Origin of the sequence: Paenibacillus tengchongensis (genome assembly GCF_008973665.1) — a bacterium.
In the GTDB taxonomy this organism is placed as follows: domain Bacteria; phylum Bacillota; class Bacilli; order Paenibacillales; family Paenibacillaceae; genus Paenibacillus_AQ; species Paenibacillus_AQ tengchongensis.
Genome location: NZ_WACP01000024.1, coordinates 13,345 through 34,569 on the forward strand (window position 1 = coordinate 13,345; position 21,225 = coordinate 34,569).

Below are 21,225 nucleotides of genomic sequence, written 5' to 3' on the forward strand. Positions count from 1 at the left end.
GGATAAATCGCAGCGTCAAGGGAGGCGGAGCGTCCGGCTGGGATGGTCAACCCAGCCGGAACGTAAGCGCCAGGCAGCGGGCGACAAAGGCGGCGCCGTCTGCCCCGGCGGGCGGGCCGCACCCGCAGGGCGGCCCGGCTGCACCGTACGCCAGTGTCTCCCACTGGCGTACAAACTCCTGGACCGCGCGCCGCAGCCGCGGGTCCTCCGCAGCCAGCGCGGCGGCGTATTCGCGCGCCGTCGCCCCGGGCGGCGGCGGCCCGTAGCGCGCCGCCAGCCCGCGCCAGGCCAGCGCGGCGGCGCGCAGCTGCCGCTCGCGGCTGACGCTGCCGGGGCGCAGCGCCGCCGGCAGCAGGGCCAGGCTGCGCCGCCAGCGCCAGAGGGCGGCCGCCAGGGCCAGCGCCGCCGCCGGCAGCGGCGCAGCCGGCCCGCCCGCCGGGGGCAGGGCGGGCAGGGCAACGTCCGCGCGGGACCCCGCGGACGGTTCCGGCGCGGCGGCGGGCTCCGCCGCGGGACCGGCCGCCGCTGTGCCGGCGGCGGCGGTGAAGCCCGGCGTCGGGTCGAAGGGGACCCAGCCCGCGCCGGGGAAATAGACCTCCACCCAGGCGTGGGCATCGGCCGCGGTGACGGCGTAGCTGCCGGCTTCCGCGCCTGCGAGCGGCGTGCCCGGGCCGTAGCCCTGCACATAGCGGGCGGGAATGCCGCTGCTGCGCAGCAGGACGGTCATCGCCGTGGCGAAATGCACGCAGTAGCCCTCCCGCGTTCCGAACAGGAAATCGTCGGCGAAGTCGCTCCCGGCAGGCGGAATACGCGTGTCCAGCGTATACGTATAGCCCTGCTGCAAATAGTCGCGGACGGCGGCGGCGGCATCATACCGGCTGGCTGCTCCGCCCGTCAGCTGTCCGGCCAGCCGGGACACCCGAGCGGGCAGCGTCTCCGGAAGCTGCAGGTAAGCGGAGGTCACCGCAGCAGGATCTCCGCCTCCGGCCGCACGCAGTACCGCAGGGTTATCCACCGGCAGCCGGGAGATCACGGTGTAGCCCTCAATGCCGGCGGAAGCACCGGTCAGCGGAAGCCAGTACCCGCCATGTTCGCGGCCGGCCAGCACAAAGCCGAGCACGGAGCCGTCCGTAAGCCCGACCTGCTCCACATCCAGCACAGTTCCGGCCTGAAACAGCGGCACTCCCCCGGCCGAAGGCGAGGCGAACTCGATTCTCTGCTTGAGCATAGCGCCCGCTTTCGGCAGGCCCTCCGCGGGCAAGGCGGTCAGGCTGCGGCGGGCAAGCGGTTCGCCGTCCTTGAGCCAGCGGCGTCCGTCGTATTCGGCGAGGCTCTCCCCTTTCAGGTATACCGGCCGGCCCGCAGTTACCGTAAGTACCGGCTCGGATGAAGGCGTCAGCGGAGCGCCCAGCTCCTGCCCGGAGGAGCCGTATCCGGTGGTGCCGGCCTGGAACGGGCCGCGGTTCTGCTGGCGGAGCTGTCCGTCCGCCAACTCCTGCAGCTTCGCATACACCTGCTGCAGCGTCAGCGGAGCCGCCGGCCGGGGGCCGTAGAACAGGCCGCCGGCCCAGGCCGCAAGCGCGAGCAGCACAGCGGCGGCGAGCGCACCCCCGCCCCAGCGGGCATAAGGGAGCCTGCGTTCCCCCGACGTCTCCGCAAGACGCAGCAGGGTGCCCATCATGTGCATCCAGAGGATCAGGCAGGCCGCAACCGGCACATCGCGGTCCGTGTCCAGACCAAACACGAGATGAAGGGCCAGCAGATAGAGGAGCGTCACGGCATAAAAAAGCATCGCGCTGCCTTTGTGCAGGGCCAGCTGCTGCACGGAGGAGACCAGCAGCCCCCAGCCGGCAGTGAGGATCAGCAGCCGCGAGGCTTCGCCGAGCTCCGCGATCCGCCCGGTAAACAGCAGCGCCGCCTCCTCTTTGAGCCCGGCGGCATACAGCTCCAGCCAGGCCGGTCCGCCGCCCGCCGAGGCGGCCCAATACCAGGTCAGGGCAATGATGGCAAACTGGCCTCCCGCCTGCAGCGCCACAGGGATACGGAAGCTGCCCCAGAACAGCAGCAGCGCCGCAGACAGCATCAGGACCTCCAGCAGCGCAGCCGTGGCGCCGCCGGGCGACGAGCGGTGCAGCGGCAGCAGCCACTCCGCAAAAATGCCCGCAATGGCCAAAGAGAACAGCAGCCGGTAATAGAGGGGAATGTCTCCCCTGTATCCAGGCCTGCTGCTCCCTCTCCCATCCGGGCTCTGCATACTGCTGTCGTCCGCCCCGCCAGCGGGGTCCGCAGAAAGCCGGCCCGGGGTAACCGGAGCTCCCGCCGGGGCGCTTCCGCCCGGCGGCGTCATTTTACCGCTGTCATGAATGTCCCGGATGCCCATGGATGGCCGCCTCCCCGTGTCCGGACCGGAATGCCGGCTCATCCAGACAATAGAGCCGCGCTCCCAGCCGCAACAGACTTGCAGCTATCGTCCCCCCCGTGCGGCCCTTGCCGGGTGCTGCCTCCTTCGGCAGAGACTCGGCCAGCCGGTCCCACATGTAATACAGCTCCACCTGGATTCCCTGCATCAGGCAGCCCGCCAGCACGCGTGCCGATTCCGGTTCAAGCAATCCCGTAACCACCGTCACCGTCATTCCGGGAATCCAGTTCCGCGAGGCATCCTCCAGCAGCCGGGCCAGGCTGCGGCTGCCGTCCGGCTGGATCTCTGTCAGGAGCTCCCGCACCCGGACGGGAATGCGGCCCATTCCCTCATAGCGCGCCATTCCTTCCGGCCAGCCCCCGCTGAACAGCTGTACATAGGCCCCGGAGCGCTCGGCCGCCAGCAGCAGCCCCATCGTCGCCGAAACCCCCAGTTCAAAAGCCGGCGGTGAAGCATTCCTGCGGATGCGCGGCGGAAGCAGCGCGTGGGGCATGGCATAGCTTACCGGGTCGCTGGCCAGCACAATGCAGGTCATGCGTCCCTGCTCCCGTTCGGGCACCCGGCTCTGCAGCGTCCCCTTGCGGGCGCTGTTCTTCCAGTGAATCCGGTTCAACGGATCGCCGGGTGCGTAATCACGGACCTCTGCCGTTTCGCTCCCCTGGGCTTTGCCCTGGTGAAGCACAGCCATATGGCCAGCCGCCGTGCCATACTGCGGTAGCGCACCCGTAAGCGGCAAGGCCCGGGGCAGCACCTTAAAGCCGTCTGCGCCTTCCGGACACAGTACGCCGGTGAACATCCCCGGGAGATCGCCCCAGGTTACTGTACAGCCCTGCAGCCGGTGAACGCCGCGCGGAACCTCTTCCAGCGTATACGAACAGGCCAGGCAGCGGCGGAAGCCCGGAAAGAGCAGCTCCCGGTGGCAGCCCCCTTCCCAGTGATCGGCAATCAGCATCCAGGGCAGCGGCATGCGCGAAGAGAAGGACACCTGCAACTCCACGGTCAATGTATCCCCGGCGACCGGATTTACCGGAGAAATCCGGCGGACGATCTGGACCCGGCGCGGTCCGAAGAGCTGCAGAAGCGCACCGCCGAGCATGATCAGCAGGCTTGCGGCCAGCAGAAACAGCAGCGCCATGCCGCCGCGCCAGATATATAAAGCAGCGAATACGGTACTTACGCCGCCCATCCGCAGCCACTGGACAGCTTTGCCGTGCTTGAATTCGGGATATGGCTGAAATGATGAGGACAACGGGCATCCTTCCTTTGGTCATAGACTAGCTCCGCAGCATTCTTTGCAGCATAATGCCCGGAGCCCTGATACTGTCTATTCTTCCCACCAAAAAGGGTGCCCAAACCCGCCGCAATCTTTATCTGACAAGGGTTTTTCCGGCCTACAGCGTCCGGACGCGCCGTTCTTCCGCCGTAACCCCGGCCTGCCGGAGCGGATGCCCGCCCATCTCCAGCAGCTCCCGCAGCGGAACCCACAGAGAGGAGCCGATCAGCCGGATGTCCGCTTGGTGAATCTCCTCTGTACCTTGCGGCAGAGCCGCCGCGAATCGCTGCTTCTGCGCATCGGCCGTAAACGAACGGCTGTTCCAGACCACCCGTCCGCGGCGCGCGGCGGCATCCCAGCCCACTTCCCCGCTGAGCCGTTCGATAACCGCGCGCAACGGGACCAGGTAGCGGCCTTGCTCAATCCGATATTCCCCCGGCTCCAGCCGGGCTTCCTGCAGGCCGACCTCTAGAACCAGCGGCTGGCCGGAGGCGAACAGCCGGGCGTTCGGGACAATGTTGGCCGCAACCCAGGCTGCGGAAGGCGGTACCCGCTGCAATTTCTCCGCTGCGGACGACACGCGGAACGCCACTTGCTGCACACGGTTATCCAGAACGCCGAAGGCATATCCCGCCGCCTTGTAGCGTTTGATAATCTCCGGAAGCGCCTTGGCGCTCTCCTCATGGCCTCCTCCGTCATGCAGCAGCAGAATCACCTCGGACCCGCCGATCCCCTCCACGGAATCGCGCACAATCTCGGCGGCCGGAACGCCCCGGCGCCGGGAGTCGCCGCTGTCCACCGTCCAGTCCATCACCGTATATCCCGCTTGCTCCAGCAGGCCGAAATAGGTAGCGTCAAAATGGCCGTAGGTGCCGCCCGGAGCCCGCAGCAGCTGCGGGCGGATGCCTGTAATCTCCCGCAGCACTTCCTCCGTCCGCTTGATCTGGGTCCAGAAGCTTGTAAAACCGCTGTATAAATCGCTGTAATCATGATTGTATGTATGATTGCCGATGGCATGCCCCTGCTCCCAGATGGCATTGATCAGCTCCGGCCGGGTCTTTGCCTGCTCGCCCAGCACAAAAAAGGTGCCCTTAACCTCCTGCTCACGCAGAATATCCAGTACCTTGGGCGTAACTGCGCTCGGTCCGTCGTCAAAGGTGAGGTAGACCGTTCGGTGCGCTTTATTTCCTTTCAATGCCACCGTGCCGTCAGAAGCAGGCCGGGTACTCTTAACGGTCATTGACGCTGCGGCGGCAGCCGGCGGCGGTCCGCCGGTTTCCTGCGCCGGGAGCGTGACCCTGGCCGGCAGAGCCCGCTCAGCAGCCGGATCTGCTTGCTTCAAGGCAGCCGGAGCATTATTCTTAGAGAATACGGCGGCTGCGCTGTCCGCAACCGGAAGAGGCCGGCTGGACCCGCCTGGAAGCGGGCCCGTCGCCCACCCGGGCAATGCGGCCGCCCATAGAACGGCCATAATCGGCAATGCGCGGAGCAGTATCCGGCGAATCATTTGTTTACCGCGAAACTTCATCTTTTCTACCTCCAGGCTTTTGCGAGCTTTTGGTAAATTGTATGAAGACAAGCCCGATAATAGAATGGAGCCCGTGGCCCTGGAGGATGAACTTTACCGATGGAAATGCTGAAGTGGATTGAGGAGCTGTTTGCCGCCTACGGATACAGCGTGCTGTTCGTTGGCCTGCTGCTGGAGTTCATAGCGCTGCCTTTTCCGGGAGAAACGACCATGGCCTTCGCCGGGTTTCTCTCCTACACCGGCAGGCTGGATTTTGCCGCACTGGTCGCTGTTGCCTTTGCAGGCACAACTATAGGGATGACACTTACCTATCTGATCGGGCTCAAAGCGGGACTGCCCTTCATCCAGCGCTACGGCAGATGGTTTCTATTCTCGCCAGCCAAGCTGGAGAAGACGCAGCGCTGGTTCGAGCGTTACGGCAGCATCCTGGTCTCCATCGGTTATTTCATTCCCGGCGTCCGGCACTTCACCGGGTATTTCTCCGGCATCATTGCCCTTCCCTTCCGCAAATTCGCAGCCTACGCCTATGGCGGAGCCCTGCTGTGGGTGCTGCTGTTTCTGGGAATTGGTAAAATATTCGGGCCGCAATGGCTTGGCATCTTTCATTTATTCGAGCTGTACGCCCTCTGGATCATTTCCGCCGTTGCCGCCGCTGCGGCCCTGATTCTGTTGTACCGTTACCGGCAGCAGCTCGGCATCCTGCTCTTACGCCGTAAACCGCGTGCCAAAACGACCTCCAAGGAACGGTGAGCAGCTTCTCCTGTGAATCAGTCTTGCGCGATAACGCCCTCCCCGGATTTCAGCCCTCTGCCGCGTATATAGGCGTAGCTGCCCAGCAGCACCGCGATGGCGGCGAAGCAGGCGCCGCCGGTAAGGCCCAGCTCCCGCGGCTCAAGGACATCCAGCAGCCAGCCTGCGGCCAGCATGGACAGGCCCATCAGCGAGTTCCCCGCTGCCGACAGCATTCCGAACAGCACCGGCTGCAGCGAAGCCGGCGTCTCCCGCATCACCAGCGTATCGAGACAGGCTGCTCCGATCCCTCCGCACAGCGCCAGCAGAATATACAATATAAACGCTGAGACAATGCCGCCGCTGAAGCTGATTCCCATCAGCAGGATCCCTTCCATCAGCAATCCGGCCAGCGCTACCGCCAGTAGCCTGCGCCGCAGCAGCCGCTCGGCCAAAGCGCTGAGGCTGAGGCCGATCCCCAGTGCCGCATATAAAGCGCCGACTCCTACATCTCCCGCATGAAACACTTCCACCGCGTACACACTGATCAGCACATTGTCCCAGCCGTTGAAGAGCGGAACCAGCAGCTCATACCCGATAACAACCTGCAGCACCAGGCTGCTGCCCGCCAGCCATTTCAGGCTTTGCCGTCTTCCCGGCCGCGCATGCTCCTGCCCCTCTCCCCCGCTGACAGCTGCAGAAGCCGCCAGACTGCCAGACGGCTCCGCACCGTCCGGAAAGCGGATTCCGGCAAGGAGCAGCGCCGCAACGAGAAAAGAAGCGGCATTCAGCACAAAGCCCGTCTCCGGACCGAACCAATAGGATACCACCCCGCCGGCAAAGGCCCCGACGATCAGCACGCAGCCGTTCATCAGCTGTTCCAGACTGTTGATCCTTAGCAGCTTATCCGGCCCTGCCAGCAGCGGGATGGCTGACTTCCGCACCGGGCTGTACACCGCTTCGCCGGCCGCCAGCAGAAAGCTGACGAGATAGGCCAGCCATAACCGCCCCGCGCCGTCCACCAGAATGAGGGATAATGCCGCCGGCGCCCGCAGCACATCCAGCGCGATCATAATCCGTTTGCGCGGCAGCTTCCCGGCCAAGAATCCGCCCAGAGGCGCCATGAACAAATAGGGCAGCACCCGCAGGCCCAGCGATATTCCTACGGCCATCCCCGAGCCGGTCAGCTCTAGAATCATCGCCAGCAGCGCCACGCTGCTGAAGCGGTCACCGATGCCGTTAATTAACCCGGTCACGAAGAGACGGGAATACCCCCGGGCATGTTTTGTACCCGTTAGCATTGCACTCATAACAATCACTCCATTTTTATGATTATCTAATTAGATATTAATCGAATATATGCGATTGAGCAATGCTTTGTTTTCTTCCGTTTGCTAAGATGGAGACAACCGACTACTCATTAATCCGGAAAGAAGGAGCTTGATCTATGAAAATCGACCGACTGCTCTCCATTGTCATTCTGCTGATTAACCGTCCCCTGATTCAGGCCAAAGAGCTGGCCGACATGTTCGAGGTCTCCGTAAGAACCATATACCGCGATATCGAGAGCATCAACGAGGCCGGTATTCCCGTCGTTACCTACCAGGGTGCGGGCGGAGGGATCGGCCTGATGGAGGGCTACCGCCTGGACCGGAACCTGTTGACCCAGCGGGAGCTGGCCGATATTTTCACCGCCCTGCAAAGCATTTCTTCCTATGCCGGAGGTGAGCATGCACTCCTGATGGAGAAGATCAGCAGCGTCATTCCGCCGTCGCAGACCGCCGCTTTCCGCCGCAAAACCAATCAGCTCATGGTCGATTTCTCGCCTTGGGGTCTGCATGGGGCTGCCGAAGAACGGCTCGGCCTGCTGAAAAAAGCGCTGGAAGACAATGTTCTCGTAACCTTTAGCTATGTAAATGCCGACGGCGAAAGCAGTCTGCGGACTGTTGAACCCCATACTTTGGTGCATAAGGGACAGGCTTGGTACTTGTACGGCTTCTGCCGGGAGCGCCAGGATTTCCGCCTGTTCAAGCTGCACCGCATGAAATCGCTTGTCCCCGGTCCGGAAGTCTTCGTCCGCCGGGAGGTTCCGCTGCAGGAGCTGCCCTGGAGCGACGGCTGGAAGGATAGCCGCAACATGACTCGCGTTGTCATGAGGTTCAGTGAAGAAGGCAGACACCTAGCTGAGGACTACTTCGATGCCGAGGAACTGCAGGCCGACGGCAGCGGCGGCTATACGGTAGGCGTCCATTACCCCGAGGACAACTGGTTGTACGGCTTCCTGCTGGGATTCGGCACCATGATGGAGGTGCTGGAGCCGGAACATGTCCGGCGCAGGTTAGGCAGGCTGGCAGCCGGAATTGCTGCACAGTACCTTTAGCGCGGCAGAATATGCCGGCTTAAACTTTACTCCGCTTCCACCGGTGAACCTGACTGAAGGCTGTCAAGTTTGCCGGGTTATACTGGGTCTTGAAGACAGGGCCAGGCGCCCTGTACATGAAGCCAAGGAGCGTGTTTAGGATGGAAACAGCGGGTATGCATACGGGGAAGGCTGTATTTTGCCAGAGCTGCGGGATGCCGATGTCCGGCGAAGAGCTGCTGGGGAGTGAACGGGACGGCGGGAAAAGCGGGGATTACTGTCTGTACTGCTACGAGAACGGGGAATTCAAACAGCCGGATATAACTTTGGAGGCCATGACGGATGACTGCACCCGTTATATGGTCAAGGACGGTATGGAAGAAGCGGCCGCCCGCCGTATTCTTGAAGCCAGCCTGCCTCACTTAAAGCGCTGGAGCAGCCTAAAGCACGCTGAATAAGCCGTGTAACCCGGTAACGCCAAAAAAGGGACTATACGCTCCCCGGAACGGGTGTGCGGATAGTCCCTTTGTCTTCAGGTTAAGCCTGCGGCGACTTGGCGAGCTGCGGTGCAGCCGCGTTCTCTTCCGTCTGTTCAATGAAATCGGCCTGCGGCGACGTCTTCTTGATGAAGAAGGCCAGCACCAGGGCAACTACGGTTACCCATGTAGCCACATTAAAAGCATGCGTGATGCCGGTAATTGTCGCTTCCTGCGTCAGCTTGCCCATTGCGGCTTGGTCGGTCTGCGCAACCGCACCGCTCATTACGGCATCCTTGACGATGCTGGAGGTCTTGTTGGTCATGAGGCTGACGAACAGCGCCATACCGAGTGCACCGCCCACGGTGCGCAGCGTGTTGGACATCGCTGTGCCGTGCGAGCTGAGGCGCTGCGGCAGCTGGTTCAGGCCGGCAGTCACAATCGGCATCATCAGCATGGACATCCCGAACATGCGGGCCGTGTAGGTCAGGATCAGATGAGTGTAAGTCGTCGAATCGGTAATCCGGCTGAATTCCCAGGTTGTAACGGTCGTGATGGCAAGACCGATAACTGCCAGCCAGCGGGCCCCGATCTTATCGAAGATCATGCCGGTAATCGGCGACATAATCCCCATCAGGATAGCACCCGGAAGGAGCATCAGACCCGATTCCATCGGTGTGAAGCCGCGGATCGTCTGCAGATAGATCGGCAGCAGGATCATGCCTGCATACATCGCCATCGTTACGACAATGTTAATGACCGTCGTAAGAGTAAACATATTGTAACGGAAAATCCGGAATTCAAGCAACGGGTTCTTCGCCTTAAGCTCACGCCAGACGAACAGAATCAGCGCCAGCGCCCCCAGGACGAGACAGGAAATGACTGTCGTACTGCCCCAGCCGTCCGTTCCGGCATCGCTGAAGCCGTACAGCAGACCGCCAAAGCCCAGTGTCGAGAAAACAAGTCCGGTCTTATCCAGCTTCGGCGAAGTCAGTGTACCGACGTTCTGCATCGACTTCATTCCCAGCAGTGTGGCGAATATGGCCAGCGGCAGCACGATGTAGAACAGCACGCGCCACGAATAATTCTGCACGACCCAGCCGGACAGCGTTGGCCCGACGGCGGGAGCGAAAACCATGGCCACAGCCATCAGCCCCATCGCCTTACCGCGCTCTTCAATCGGGAAGATGCGCAGGAATACGATGTTCATCAGCGGCATCAGGATGCCGGCCCCGACGGCCTGCACCACCCGGCCGACCATAATCATTTCAAACCCTGTACCCACGGCACACACAAGTGTACCGATGGAGAACAGCACCATAGCCGTTGTAAACAATTGACGTGTCGTAAATTTCTCGACCAGGTAGGCGCTGACCGGGATCAGAACACCGTTCACCAGCATAAATCCGGTAGTCAGCCATTGCGCCGTATTGGCGAGAATGCCCAGGTCCTCCATCATCTTCGGAAGCGCCACGTTCATCAGCGTCTGATTCAGCAGCGCAACGAACGCGCCGATCAAGAGTGCGGCAATAATCGGCCCCTTGCGGATGGTCCGGTTATCCGCAGCGGAATTAGCAGATATTGTACTCATAGCTTTCTTTGTTCTCTCCCTTGTTCCATAATTTGTATCACGGCTTCATGCAGCCGTAAAAGCTCGGCGACGTCGTGCTCCGGCATCAGCTGCAGCGGCTGCAGACGCTCCCTGAGCGATTCCAGGCTGCGGTCTCTGATCTCCCGTCCCGTCTCGGTCAGCGCCAGCTTGCAGCTCCGTTTGTCGCTCTCCGAGCGCTGTCTTGTAATGAGGCCGGACTTCACCATCCGGTCGACGATGCCGCTGGCGGCACTGTTGCCCAGATGCAGCAGCTCGGCCAGCTCCGATACGCCGATATCGGGACAATGCGTCAGCTTACGCAGAACCATCAGCTGTGTGGAGCTTATGCTCAGATGCTCGGCGTCCTGCCGTACGAGTTGTTGAAAGGCATGGTTGACACGGCGGAAAGAAGACATCACATTATCGATCTGCTGCTCTCTCTCATTCATTCCTTAACCTCGCCCACTATTTAAAATATTATTATTTCGCGTACGAATTATTTTACTATTTAATTAATTTACGGTCAATTGATTTCTGAAAATTCCTGAAATTATATGAAAGTGGTGTTGTGAATTGCAGCCTGACCATAAAAAGGCTTGGAACGATCACCATAAAATGCTGGCAGACACGCTGAATAAGCCTGCGGCGGCGGCCGAGGCTGCGGAACTGTTCCTTAAGCTGCATGGCACACTGTACGCCTCAGGCGAAGCCCATGCGGAGCATTGGAATTTCGAGGATGAACTGCTCAAGGATCTCCGGGAGCAGACGATGCGCCTTTATCCCGTAAGCACACCCGGAAGCAGCAATTCCATCGTCTGGCATCTGTGGCACAGTGCCCGGGTTGAGGACATCACGGTGAACATGCTCATCGCTGGAGGAGAGCAGGTGCTGCATAAGCAGCATTTTGCCGGAAGGTTAGGTACGGATGTTCACCATTCCGGGAACGGAATGGCTGCGCAGGAGATGGAGCGCTTCAGCATAAAGGTAGATATCCCCGCCCTCCGGGCATACCGCAGTGCAGTCGCATTCAGGACCCGGGAGATTATCGGCAGCCTCCAGCCGGAGCAATTCAAAGAGAAGGTACGCCCGGAGCGGATTGCCCACCTGGCCAAGGAGGGGGCTGTCATGGCCTCAGAGCAATGGCTGATCGACTACTGGGCAGGCAAGACCATCGCCGGACTGATTCTGATGCCCGCTACCCGGCATAACCTGGTGCATCTGAATAAAGCAGGGCGCATTAAGCACAAGTATCAGAAGTAAACGCGTTAAAAAAAGAGCGGGCCGGAGCAACCCACCTCCAAAACCCGCTCTTTCATTTTGTCTTACATACCGCTGCCGAGTATACCGGCCACCGCCGGCTTGATCGCCATCCCCTGTCTGACGGATGGTTCGATACCGCCGCCGCCAACGGCACCGCTCGCAATCGACATCATCAGCTTGATCCGGTTCGCCTGGTTGACTACGCTGACACCGGCATCGTAGTCGATGGCCGCAATATTCGCGCCGGGATAGAGCTCCTTCAGCCCCTTGATCATGCCCCGGCCAGTAATATGGTTCGGCAGGCAGGCGAACGGCTGGATGCAGACGATATTGTTCACCTCGTTATCGAGCAGATCCATCATTTCCGCCGTCAGGAACCAGCCTTCTCCCATCTGGTTGCCTACGGATACGAGCCGGCTGGCCTTCTCGGCCAGGCCGTAAATCGTTTCGCGCCCCTTGGCAAGGCCGGCTTTCTCCAGCGCCACTTTGACCGGCTTGCGGTAGATTTCCAGATAGGAAATGAGCATCGGATTAATGTAGCCGAGCGTCTTGCTCTTGCCGAATTGCTCCGCCTTGTAGATCGGGTTATAGACGCAGTAAAAGATAAAGTCCAGGAAGTCCGGCATCACCGCTTCTCCGCCCTCCGCCTCGATCATCTCGATGATCCGGTTGTTGGCGTCCGGATGGAACTTGATCAGAATCTCGCCGACGATGCCGACGCGCGGCTTCTCTTCAGTCGTCACCGGCAGGCGGCAGAAATCAGCGACGATCTCGCGGATCAGGCGCTTATATTCCCGGAACGAGAAGGTTGACAGGCTCGCTTTGCAGCGCTCCATCCCCCGGCGGTAAACCGCCTCTGCGCTGCCCGGAATGATCTCGTACGGCCGGAAATGGTTAACGAGCCGCATCATCAGATCGCCGTAGCAGGCGGCGGCGATGAGCCGGTTGGCGAGCTTCAGATTGATCTTGAAGCCCGGCTGGGATTCGAGTCCTGACACATTCAGCGAGATGACCGGGATCTGCCCGAGACCGCAGTCCTTCAGCGCCTTGCGCAGCAGCGAGATATAGTTGGTCGCCCGGCAGCCGCCGCCTGTCTGCGACATGATGACCGCCGTGCGGTCCGGGTCGTAGCCGCCGCTCTTCAGCGCGGACAGAATCTGGCCGATGGTGACAATAGCCGGATAACAGGCGTCATTATTGACATAACGCAGTCCCTCCTCGGTCTCCTGCGGCCCGGTCGTCTCCAGCACCTTCAGCCGGTATCCGGCATCGCGGAAGACGCGCTCGAACAGCTCGAAATGCACCGGCGACATCTGCGGCGCCAGAATGGTATACGTCTCCTTCATTTCTTTCGTAAATGGAACGATCGGCTGGTTCTTATACAGCAGCTGCGGCTGCACATCGCTCTTCTCGCGCTCGCGCATGGCCGCCTGCAGGGAACGCAGGCGGATGCGCGCCGCGCCCAGGTTGCTGATCTCGTCGATCTTGATCAGCGTGTACACCTTATTGTGGCTCTCCATAATCTCCTGCACCGCATCGCAGGTAATGGCGTCGATGCCGCAGCCGAACGAGGTAAGCTGGACCAGCTCCAGATCATTCCGCCCTGCGGCGAAACGGGCCGCCCGGTACATCCGCGCATGGTAGGTCCACTGGTTCACAACCTTCATATCGCCTTCGCTGCGGTCCAGATGGCAGACCGCATCCTCGGTCAGCACCGCCAGACCCATGCCGGTAATCATATCGGCGATGCCATGGTTGATCTCGGGATCGGCATGGTATGGATGCCCGCAGAGCAGAATACCCTTGGTTCCCGTTGCACTTAGGAAGTCCAGCGTCTCCTCGCCCTTGGTGCGGACATCCTTCTTCGCCTGCTCCGCTTCAGCCAGGCCGGCCTGTACCGCCGCCGCAATCTCCTCGCGCGGGATACCCGGGAAGGTCTTGGCGAGACCCTTAACCAGCGCCCCGATATCGTCAAAGGTCAGGAACGGGCTGACCAGCGGCACGCCGTTCTCCTTCAGGCCGTCCATATTGTTGCGGATGACCTCGGGGTAAGACGCGACCACCGGACAGTTGAAGTGGTTCGTCGCCGCCGTGTCTTCCTTCTTCTCGTAGACTACCGCCGGGTAGAAGATGAAGTCCACACCCTTGGCGATCAGACTCTGCACATGTCCATGCGCCATCTTCGCCGGATAACAGATCGATTCGGAAGGGATAGTGTCCATGCCGCTCTCGTACAGCTTCTTGCTGGATTTCGGCGACAGCACGGTCCGGTAGCCCAGCGCCGTGAAGAAGGTGTGCCAGAACGGGTAGTTCTCGAACATGTTCATCGTACGCGGAATGCCGACCGTGCCCCGCACAGCCTGCTCTTCCGCCAGCCCTTCATAATCGAAGAAGCGTTCATATTTATACTGCATCAGGTTCGGCAGATTGTTCTTTTGCTTCTTGCTGCCAGCGCCGCGCTCGCACCGGTTGCCGGTGACGTAGAAGCTCTTGTCGGGGAAGCGGCTGATCGTCAGCGCACAATTGTTGGCGCACAGGCTGCAGCGTCCCGGGGACACCGAATACTGGAAGGTCTCCAGCTCATCCGGACCGAGAATCGTGCTGAAGCCGTGCTCTCCTGCGTTCTCCCGGGCAATCAGTGCACAGCCGTAAGCGCCCATTACACCGGCGATATCGGGCCGCACGACCGTTCTGCCGGTCAACTGCTCGAAGGCGCGCAGTACAGCCTCATTATAGAAGGTACCGCCCTGTACAATGATATTGCGCCCCAAATCCTCGGGGTTGCGGATCTTGATGACCTTTTGCAGCGCGTTCTTAATGACCGAGTAGGCCAGCCCCGCCGAAAGGTCGGCCAGGGACGCGCCTTCCTTCTGCACCTGCTTCACCTTGGAGTTCATAAATACGGTGCAGCGCGAGCCGAGGTTGACCGGCTTCTCTGACGCCAGCGCCGCCTGCGCGAAGTCGGTAATGGAGAGCTCCAGCGCCGACGCGAAGCTCTCCAGAAATGAGCCGCAGCCCGCCGAGCAGGCTTCGTTCAGCATCAGGCTGTCGATCGCCCCGCCGCGGATCTTGATGCATTTCATATCCTGCCCGCCGATATCGAGAATGAAATCGACTTCCGGCATGAATTTGGCGGCCGCCTTATAATGGGCCACCGTTTCGACTTCGCCGCCGTCGGTCTTCAGCCCCGCCTTGATCAGGCCTTCGCCGTAACCGGTCGCGTAAGCTCCCGCTATGTAACAGCCTTCCGGCAGAATGCGGTAAATCTCTTTCATGGCATCCGTCACCGACTGCAGCGGATTGCCTTTGTTGCTGCCGTAGAAGGTGTAGAGAATCTGGTCTTCCTTGCCGGTAACGACCAGCTTTGTCGTCGTCGAGCCGGCATCAATGCCGAGATACACCGGCCCTTTATAATCCGCCAGCTCCGCGCGCGCAGCGGCCGCCCGGCCATGCCGTTCGCGGAATGCCGCGAGGTCCGCCTGCGTCGCGAAGAGCGGCGCCAACTCGGCGTCCTCCGCCCGGTCGGCGCTGAAGTCGATGGCTGCGAGCCGGCTGATCCATCCGGAGAGCGGCAGCACCTGCGGGTCCTTCTGCGACAGCGCCGAGCCGATGGCGACGAAATATTGCGAGTGGTCCGGGAACAGGACCTCCTCCTTCTTCAGCCCCAGCGTCTCTGCGAAGCGCCGCCGGAGCTGCGGCAGGTACGTCAGCGGGCCGCCGAGAAAAGCCACCCGGCCGCGGATCGGCCGCCCGCAGGCCAGACCGCTGATCGTCTGGTTGACGATGCTCTGAAAGATGGACGCAGCGACATCCTCTCGGCGCGCACCTTCATTCAGGAGCGGCTGCACATCGCTCTTGGCGAATACGCCGCAGCGCGAGGCGATGGGATAAATGCGCTCATGCTTCTCGGCCAGTGTATCCAGCCCGCCCGGATCCGTCTGGAGCAGTGCCGCCATCTGGTCGATGAACGCTCCCGTCCCTCCCGCGCAGGCGGTATTCATCCGCTGCTCGATGCCGCCGCTGAGGTAGATGATCTTGGCATCCTCCCCGCCGAGCTCAATCGCTGTATCACAGCCGGGAATGAGTTCGCTGATCGCTTTTGTACAGGCGATAACCTCCTGAACAAAAGGAACTCCTCCAAGCTTGGACAGGGACAAGCCGGAGGAACCGCTTACAGTAAGTGCTGCCTCCCGATCCGGGAACCTGTCCTGTACATCCGACAAGAGGGAAAGGGCGGCTTTTTTTATATCGCTATAATGTCTGACATAATCCTGATGGAGTATTGCATCCTGTTCCATAACCACTAACTTGGCTGTAGTTGATCCGACGTCGAGTCCAATGCGCAGCATCATCATGCCATCACCGTGCCTTGCTCAAAATTTAAAGTAATATGAGGCAACTATATCATGACGACGCCGCATAGAGGCTGTTAAAAATGTAACAGACAGATCGTTTTGCTCCGCAGCATACTGTCTATTTCACGATTTCTCCCAGGACGGCGTCCACATGGCCTTTGACGCGGACTTTGCGCCATTCTGCAGCCAGCCTGCCCTCTTCATCGATCAGGAAAGTGGAGCGGACGACGCCCATAAACTCGCGGCCGTACAATTTCTTCAGCTGCCATACGCCGAACAGCTCGCTCACCTGGTGCTCCTCATCGGACAGCAGGGGGAACGGCAGACTGTGCTTCGCGGCAAACCTGGCCTGCAGCGCAGGGCTGTCGGGGCTGATGCCGAGAATGACCGCATCTTTGGCGGCTATGGTGTCATGGGCGTCGCGGAATTCGCAGGCTTCCTGGGTGCAGGCGGGAGTCATGCTTTTCGGATAAAAATAAAGCAGCACCTTGCGGCCGCGGTATTGGCTTAGACTGATTTGTTCTCCGCCTGCGGCGGGCAGCGTAAAATCGGGGACGGGTTGTCCGATCTGGACTTGGCTCATGTGTGGTTCGCTCCTATGGGTATGCAGATTTTTTAAGACCAGACTAAATTTTTTGGCGAAATATTCCGAAATTGCTTGTATTCCTAAAAGAAATTATAATGAAGAGAATGTGAAAGCGAAAGGAAGAACGAAATGCCACCAAGAAAGAAACGACATGCGAAAGCCGGCAAATCGAAGAAGAAGCCGCTGCTCTGGACTCTGGCCATCATCCTCCTCCTGATTATCGGCGGGGTGGCATACTACTTTGCCGAAGTTTACAATCAGCTTGACGACTTGCAGAAGAGCGGCGAGGATTCCCCTTTTGCCAATATTCCAAGTGCCGCAGTACCCGCCTCCGAACCCCCGAAATGGGAAGGCACCGAACCGGTCAATATCCTGCTGATGGGCGTCGACGCCCGCGGCGTGAAGAAAGGCGAAGTACCGCGTTCCGATACGATGCTCGTTGCCTCGCTTGACCCCGTGAAGAAGAAGTTTTATGTATTCTCCATTCTCCGCGACACTTATGTGGATATCCCGGAGTACGGCAAGGAACGGATTAACACGGCGATTACACACGGTCCCAATACGGCGATGCAGACGGTCAGCGATCTGCTGGGCATCCCGATTCAATATTATGTCTACACGGATTTCCAGGGATTCATCAAGCTTGTGGACGCTGTAGGCGGTGTCGATTATGAAGTCGAAAAGGATATGGTCTATAAGACCAAGGCCGACGGCCCCGAATATGACATCGATCTAAAACAAGGCTTCCAGCACCTCGACGGCAGCCAGGCGCTGCAATACGTGCGGTTCCGTCATGATGCGACTTCGGACTTCACCCGTACCGAACGCCAGCGCGGCTTCCTGAAGGCCGTTGCCGACAAGGTCATCAGCACAACCTCGCTGCTTAAGCTGCCGGATATTCTGGCCCAGGTGGTGCCGTATGTCGACACCAATCTGTCGGTGAATGATATGGTCAAGCTTGCTTCTGTCGGGTATGACAGCTCAATGGGCGGCAGCGAGCAGATCCCGCCGATGAGCCTGCTGACCGAAGATACCACCCCTGGCGGTTCCGCCGTAATCGGCTTTAAGAGCGAAGAGGCGCTGCAGGAATTCGTCCAAGAAACAATGACTGAGCCTGAGCCGACACCTTCTCCGGAAGCTTCGCCGGGCAGCAGTCCGTCCGCTTCGGCGGCAACCGAGTAAATAGATTCAGCCAGGCATGATGGACGGGCGAACAGCGGATGAACCGCGGTTCGCCCGTTCCCTTGCACTGCGCTACCCTAGAGAGGATGGTACCTAATGAACCGCAGCACATCAGAGCAATTATACCAGGAGGCCCTTCAGCATATCGTCGGCGGGGTGAACAGCCCTTCCCGCTCCTTCAAGGCCGTCGGCGGCGGAGCGCCAGTCTTCATGAAACGCGCTGCCGGCTCCAAGTTCTGGGACGAGGACGGCAATGAGTATATCGACTATCTCGCCGCCTACGGGCCGATTATCACCGGCCATGCCCATCCGCATATTACAGCGGCGATTACCGAAGCCGCCGGAAACGGCGTCCTCTACGGCACACCGACCCAGCTTGAGATCAGGCTGGCCAAGCTGCTGAAGGAAGCCATTCCGTCCATGGACAAGGTGCGCTTCGTCAACTCCGGCACGGAGGCCGTCATGACCACGATCCGCGTCGCCCGCGCCTACACCGGACGCAGCAAGATCATCAAGTTCGCCGGCTGCTACCACGGCCACTCCGATCTGGTGCTCGTGGCCGCAGGCTCCGGTCCGTCCACGCTGGGCATTCCGGACAGCGCCGGCGTTCCCGGCAGCATCGCCCAGGAAGTGATCACGGTGCCGTATAATGACCTGGACGGACTGCGCGAGGCGCTGGCGACCTGGGGCGCGGACGTCGCTGCCGTCATGGTCGAGCCGATCGTCGGCAACTTCGGCATGGTGATGCCGCAGGAAGGCTTCCTGGAGGGTCTGTGCCAGCTCGCGCACGACAACGGGTCCCTCGTCATTTACGACGAGGTGATTACCGCCTTCCGCTTCCACTTCGGCTCCACGCAGACCTATGCCGGCCTCGCCAATCACGAGGCCATTGTGCCCGACCTGACCGCCCTCGGCAAGATCATCGGCGGCGGCCTGCCGATCGGCGCCTACGGCGGCCGCAAGGAGATCATGGAGAAGGTGGCGCCGCTCGGCCCGGCTTATCAGGCCGGCACGATGGCCGGTAACCCGGCCTCCATCTCAGCCGGCATTGCCTGCCTCGAAGTGCTGCGCGGAGAAGGTGTATACGAGGAGATGGAGCGGCTGGCCATCCGGCTGACAGAAGGGCTGCAGGCCTCAGCCGACGCCCACGGCATCCCGCTGACGATCAACCGCATCCGTGGCTCGTTCTCGACCCACTTCTGCCAGCATCCGGTGACCAATTACGATGAAGCGCAGGATACGGACGGCGAGCTGTTCGCCAGCTTCTTCCGCCATATGCTGAACCGCGGTATCAACCTGGCCCCGTCCAAGTATGAGGCATGGTTCCTGACCACGGCGCATACCGATGCCGATATCGACGCCACGCTGGAAGCGGCGGAGGACTCCTTCCGCGCGATGGCTGCGGAGAGATAATAGTATTGAATAGCCCGGCCCGCCGCAATGATCGCGGCGGGCCGTTTTATTGACGCCGCCTGGATTACGCACTTTTGAACTCTAGTCTGCCGATCACCATTTTTTGAGATGATATTCCAAATCAGTTATGCTGGGGAGAGAGGGTACAGGTTATTGCTAAGGAGGATGTTCACATGTGGACCACAGTCCGGGGAGAAGCAGGCGGCTACAATGATGAGGTCAAAGCGGTGGATGAGCAAATCCTGCAGCTGGTTCTGCAGCGCAGGCAGCTCACGGCGGGCCGGCACTTGTTCCCGAAGCCGGAGATTATCGAGGAATGGGCCGGGCATTACGGAATAGAGGCGGAGCAAATTACACATACCTTCGGGGGAATTGTCGCTGCTTTACCGAGGCGCCGGATCCGAGAGGATAATGGTCCGCTGCAGGGCGTACTGCCCATCATGAAGATTTCGGTACAGTCCGACGTGGAGTACGCCATTACCCATGCGATGCAGTACAGTGAATTCAGTATAGTGTCCGTGCAGATCACTTACCTGAAGGCAAGCGAGAAAGAGGTGAATCTGAGTCCTGCTTTGACTCTGGCCGTGGAGGGCAGCAGTGAGTATGAGGTCCAGCATTATGGCGGTCACGGCGGCGGACCCAAGACACAGATCCAGTTTGCCGTCTCTCCTCCGCTTCCACCCGATCTTGAGGATGTCCGCCTCCGGCTTGTTCCCGGCGGCCTGACGTTCATGATGCCGAGATATACGGAGATTCAATTGAATGAGCAGGTAGACTTCGATTAGAACAAGCCGCTTGGTCGCCGAATTCGTTAGTTGGCTAGTCCGGTCAATCGGTTGTTCGTCAGGCCGGCCAGTTCTACCCGTTCGCTAGTTCGTCAGCTCGGTCAGTCGCCCCGTCGGTCAATCGGCTGTTCGTTAGGCCGGTCAGCTTGACCAGTGAGCTAGTTCGTCAGCTCGGCCAGTCGCCCAGTTCGCTGGTACTTCAGCTCGGCACGTCGCTCAGTCGCCCAGTATGCTAGTTCAGCAACCTAAGTGGATTTCCGACAACTAATTTCCGCATTTCCAGCCTTTTGCTGTCATTAATTCGATTTTCGCCATCTAATTTGGGAAGAAGGTGCTTCATCCTTTATTTTCGGCGGTATTAGGTGGCGATTATCCAACTATACGTGAATATCCGGCTCCCGCCGCTAATTTAAGTGGCGGAAATCGAATTAATCGATGTAGCGCGCTTCCCGGAGTATCGCATACGCGGCCTCTGAACGGGCCTTCACTTCAAGCTCTCGGCTCCCGCTGGCCGGGCGCACCACCCCAAAAACCGCCCCGGGCAACTCATTGACCCGGGGCGGTTTCTGTTCACACTTATTCGTACACAGCGCGGGAGCAAAATGAACCGTAACCGGGTCACTTCAATCGCCGCGCCTCTTATTTCTTCTGGTCGTACAGGCTGCGGATTTCCACACCCTGCGGCAGCTTGAACGGATTCTCCTGATTGATGCGGTCATAGAACATCACGCCGTCCAGATGATCCATCTCATGCTGGATAATGATGGCCTGGTAGCCCTTGAACTTCATCGTGACTTCCTTACCGTCCAGATTGTACCCCTTGACCTTCACCGACTCGTATCTCGGCACAAACCCCTGCACCGGACGGTCCACAGACAGGCAGCCTTCGCTCTCCGGCAAGTAGACCATCGCCAGTGAATGGCTGACAATCTTCGGATTGACCCAGGCATGCTCGACAATCCGGCCCTTCTCATCCGTGGAGAACATGACAAACATCCGTTTGGCGACCCCGATCTGGTTAGCCGACAGTCCGACGCCGGAGCGCAGCTTGTATTTAGCCGATATCTCAGGGTCCTGGCTGTTCTTCAGGAACTGCATCATGCACTCCAGCGTCTCGCGGTCTTCCTGCGAAAGTGGGAGCTTTACGGGCTCCGCCACGCTGCGGAGCACAGGATGGCCCTCGCGCAGGATGTCGTCCATGGTGATAATATAGCCTGCTTTATACTTTGCTTCTGACAACTGCTTTCCTCCACCTTCGCCTTATAGACG

16 protein-coding genes are annotated in these 21,225 nt (G+C 60.1%); 7 read left to right on the top strand and 9 right to left on the bottom strand.

Annotated elements, in window-relative coordinates:
• Nucleotides 1-46: 46 nt before the first annotated feature.
• From F1381_RS27175 to F1381_RS27185, 3 genes are all read right to left on the bottom strand, one after another.
• Nucleotides 47-2,380 carry a DUF4129 domain-containing transglutaminase family protein gene (locus F1381_RS27175; protein ID WP_187355591.1) on the bottom strand — a complete coding sequence of 778 codons (2,334 nt, stop codon included), beginning with the start codon at nucleotides 2,378-2,380 and terminating at the stop codon, nucleotides 47-49.
• Complete coding sequence (locus F1381_RS27180; protein ID WP_151737945.1) at nucleotides 2,358-3,668, bottom strand: DUF58 domain-containing protein; 1,311 nt, start codon at nucleotides 3,666-3,668, stop codon at nucleotides 2,358-2,360. Before F1381_RS27180 ends, F1381_RS27175 begins: the two co-directional genes overlap by 23 nt.
• A gap of 142 nt (nucleotides 3,669-3,810) precedes the next feature.
• A complete protein-coding gene (locus F1381_RS27185; RefSeq protein ID WP_246188210.1) occupies nucleotides 3,811-5,220 on the bottom strand; it encodes a polysaccharide deacetylase family protein in 1,410 nt (469 codons plus the stop codon).
• Nucleotides 5,221-5,319: 99 nt separating this feature from the next.
• Here F1381_RS27185 and F1381_RS27190 point away from each other — a divergent pair, with 99 nt between their 5' ends.
• Nucleotides 5,320-5,970 carry a DedA family protein gene (locus F1381_RS27190; RefSeq protein WP_151737946.1) on the top strand — a complete coding sequence of 217 codons (651 nt, stop codon included), beginning with the start codon at nucleotides 5,320-5,322 and terminating at the stop codon, nucleotides 5,968-5,970.
• A gap of 17 nt (nucleotides 5,971-5,987) precedes the next feature.
• Here the strand turns inward: F1381_RS27190 and F1381_RS27195 are convergent, their stop codons facing one another.
• Nucleotides 5,988-7,259 (bottom strand): MFS transporter, encoded by a 1,272-nt coding sequence (locus F1381_RS27195; protein ID WP_151737947.1) that lies wholly within the window; start codon nucleotides 7,257-7,259, stop codon nucleotides 5,988-5,990.
• Nucleotides 7,260-7,396: 137 nt separating this feature from the next.
• On the opposite strand from F1381_RS27195, the gene F1381_RS27200 reads away from it, so the two are divergent.
• Together F1381_RS27200 and F1381_RS27205 are read left to right on the top strand one after the other, a co-directional pair.
• Nucleotides 7,397-8,329, top strand: a complete 933-nt coding sequence (locus F1381_RS27200; RefSeq protein ID WP_151737948.1) for a helix-turn-helix transcriptional regulator — start codon at nucleotides 7,397-7,399, stop codon at nucleotides 8,327-8,329.
• Nucleotides 8,330-8,469: 140 nt separating this feature from the next.
• Nucleotides 8,470-8,766: a zinc ribbon domain-containing protein gene (locus tag F1381_RS27205; protein ID WP_246188211.1), complete on the top strand. Its 297-nt coding sequence runs from the start codon at nucleotides 8,470-8,472 to the stop codon at nucleotides 8,764-8,766.
• A gap of 79 nt (nucleotides 8,767-8,845) precedes the next feature.
• On the opposite strand, the gene F1381_RS27210 is transcribed toward F1381_RS27205, so the two are convergent.
• Nucleotides 8,846-10,375 (bottom strand): DHA2 family efflux MFS transporter permease subunit, encoded by a 1,530-nt coding sequence (locus tag F1381_RS27210; protein ID WP_151737949.1) that lies wholly within the window; start codon nucleotides 10,373-10,375, stop codon nucleotides 8,846-8,848.
• Nucleotides 10,372-10,824: a MarR family winged helix-turn-helix transcriptional regulator gene (locus F1381_RS27215; protein ID WP_151737950.1), complete on the bottom strand. Its 453-nt coding sequence runs from the start codon at nucleotides 10,822-10,824 to the stop codon at nucleotides 10,372-10,374. The genes F1381_RS27210 and F1381_RS27215 overlap by 4 nt, the downstream gene beginning before the upstream one ends.
• A gap of 124 nt (nucleotides 10,825-10,948) precedes the next feature.
• Here F1381_RS27215 and F1381_RS27220 point away from each other — a divergent pair, with 124 nt between their 5' ends.
• Nucleotides 10,949-11,635, top strand: a complete 687-nt coding sequence (locus F1381_RS27220) for a DinB family protein (RefSeq protein ID WP_222850493.1) — start codon at nucleotides 10,949-10,951, stop codon at nucleotides 11,633-11,635.
• Nucleotides 11,636-11,697: 62 nt separating this feature from the next.
• Here F1381_RS27220 and F1381_RS27225 read toward each other — a convergent pair whose 3' ends face one another.
• On the bottom strand, nucleotides 11,698-15,984 hold the full coding sequence (locus tag F1381_RS27225; RefSeq protein ID WP_246188212.1) for a 2-hydroxyacyl-CoA dehydratase: 4,287 nt from the start codon (nucleotides 15,982-15,984) through the stop codon (nucleotides 11,698-11,700).
• Between the two features lie 124 nt (nucleotides 15,985-16,108).
• Nucleotides 16,109-16,573 (bottom strand): thioredoxin-dependent thiol peroxidase, encoded by a 465-nt coding sequence (gene bcp / locus F1381_RS27230; RefSeq protein ID WP_151737952.1) that lies wholly within the window; start codon nucleotides 16,571-16,573, stop codon nucleotides 16,109-16,111.
• Nucleotides 16,574-16,705: 132 nt separating this feature from the next.
• On the opposite strand from bcp, the gene F1381_RS27235 reads away from it, so the two are divergent.
• From F1381_RS27235 to F1381_RS27245, 3 genes are all read left to right on the top strand, one after another.
• Nucleotides 16,706-17,758 carry an LCP family protein gene (locus F1381_RS27235; RefSeq protein WP_151737953.1) on the top strand — a complete coding sequence of 351 codons (1,053 nt, stop codon included), beginning with the start codon at nucleotides 16,706-16,708 and terminating at the stop codon, nucleotides 17,756-17,758.
• A gap of 96 nt (nucleotides 17,759-17,854) precedes the next feature.
• On the top strand, nucleotides 17,855-19,171 hold the full coding sequence (locus tag F1381_RS27240; protein ID WP_151737954.1) for a glutamate-1-semialdehyde 2,1-aminomutase: 1,317 nt from the start codon (nucleotides 17,855-17,857) through the stop codon (nucleotides 19,169-19,171).
• 173 nt (nucleotides 19,172-19,344) lie between these two features.
• Nucleotides 19,345-19,956, top strand: a complete 612-nt coding sequence (locus F1381_RS27245) for a hypothetical protein (protein ID WP_151737955.1) — start codon at nucleotides 19,345-19,347, stop codon at nucleotides 19,954-19,956.
• Nucleotides 19,957-20,595: 639 nt separating this feature from the next.
• On the opposite strand, the gene def is transcribed toward F1381_RS27245, so the two are convergent.
• Entirely contained in the window at nucleotides 20,596-21,156 is a 561-nt protein-coding gene (gene def, locus F1381_RS27250) for a peptide deformylase (protein WP_151737971.1), read from the bottom strand.
• Between the last annotated feature and the right edge of the window lie 69 nt (nucleotides 21,157-21,225).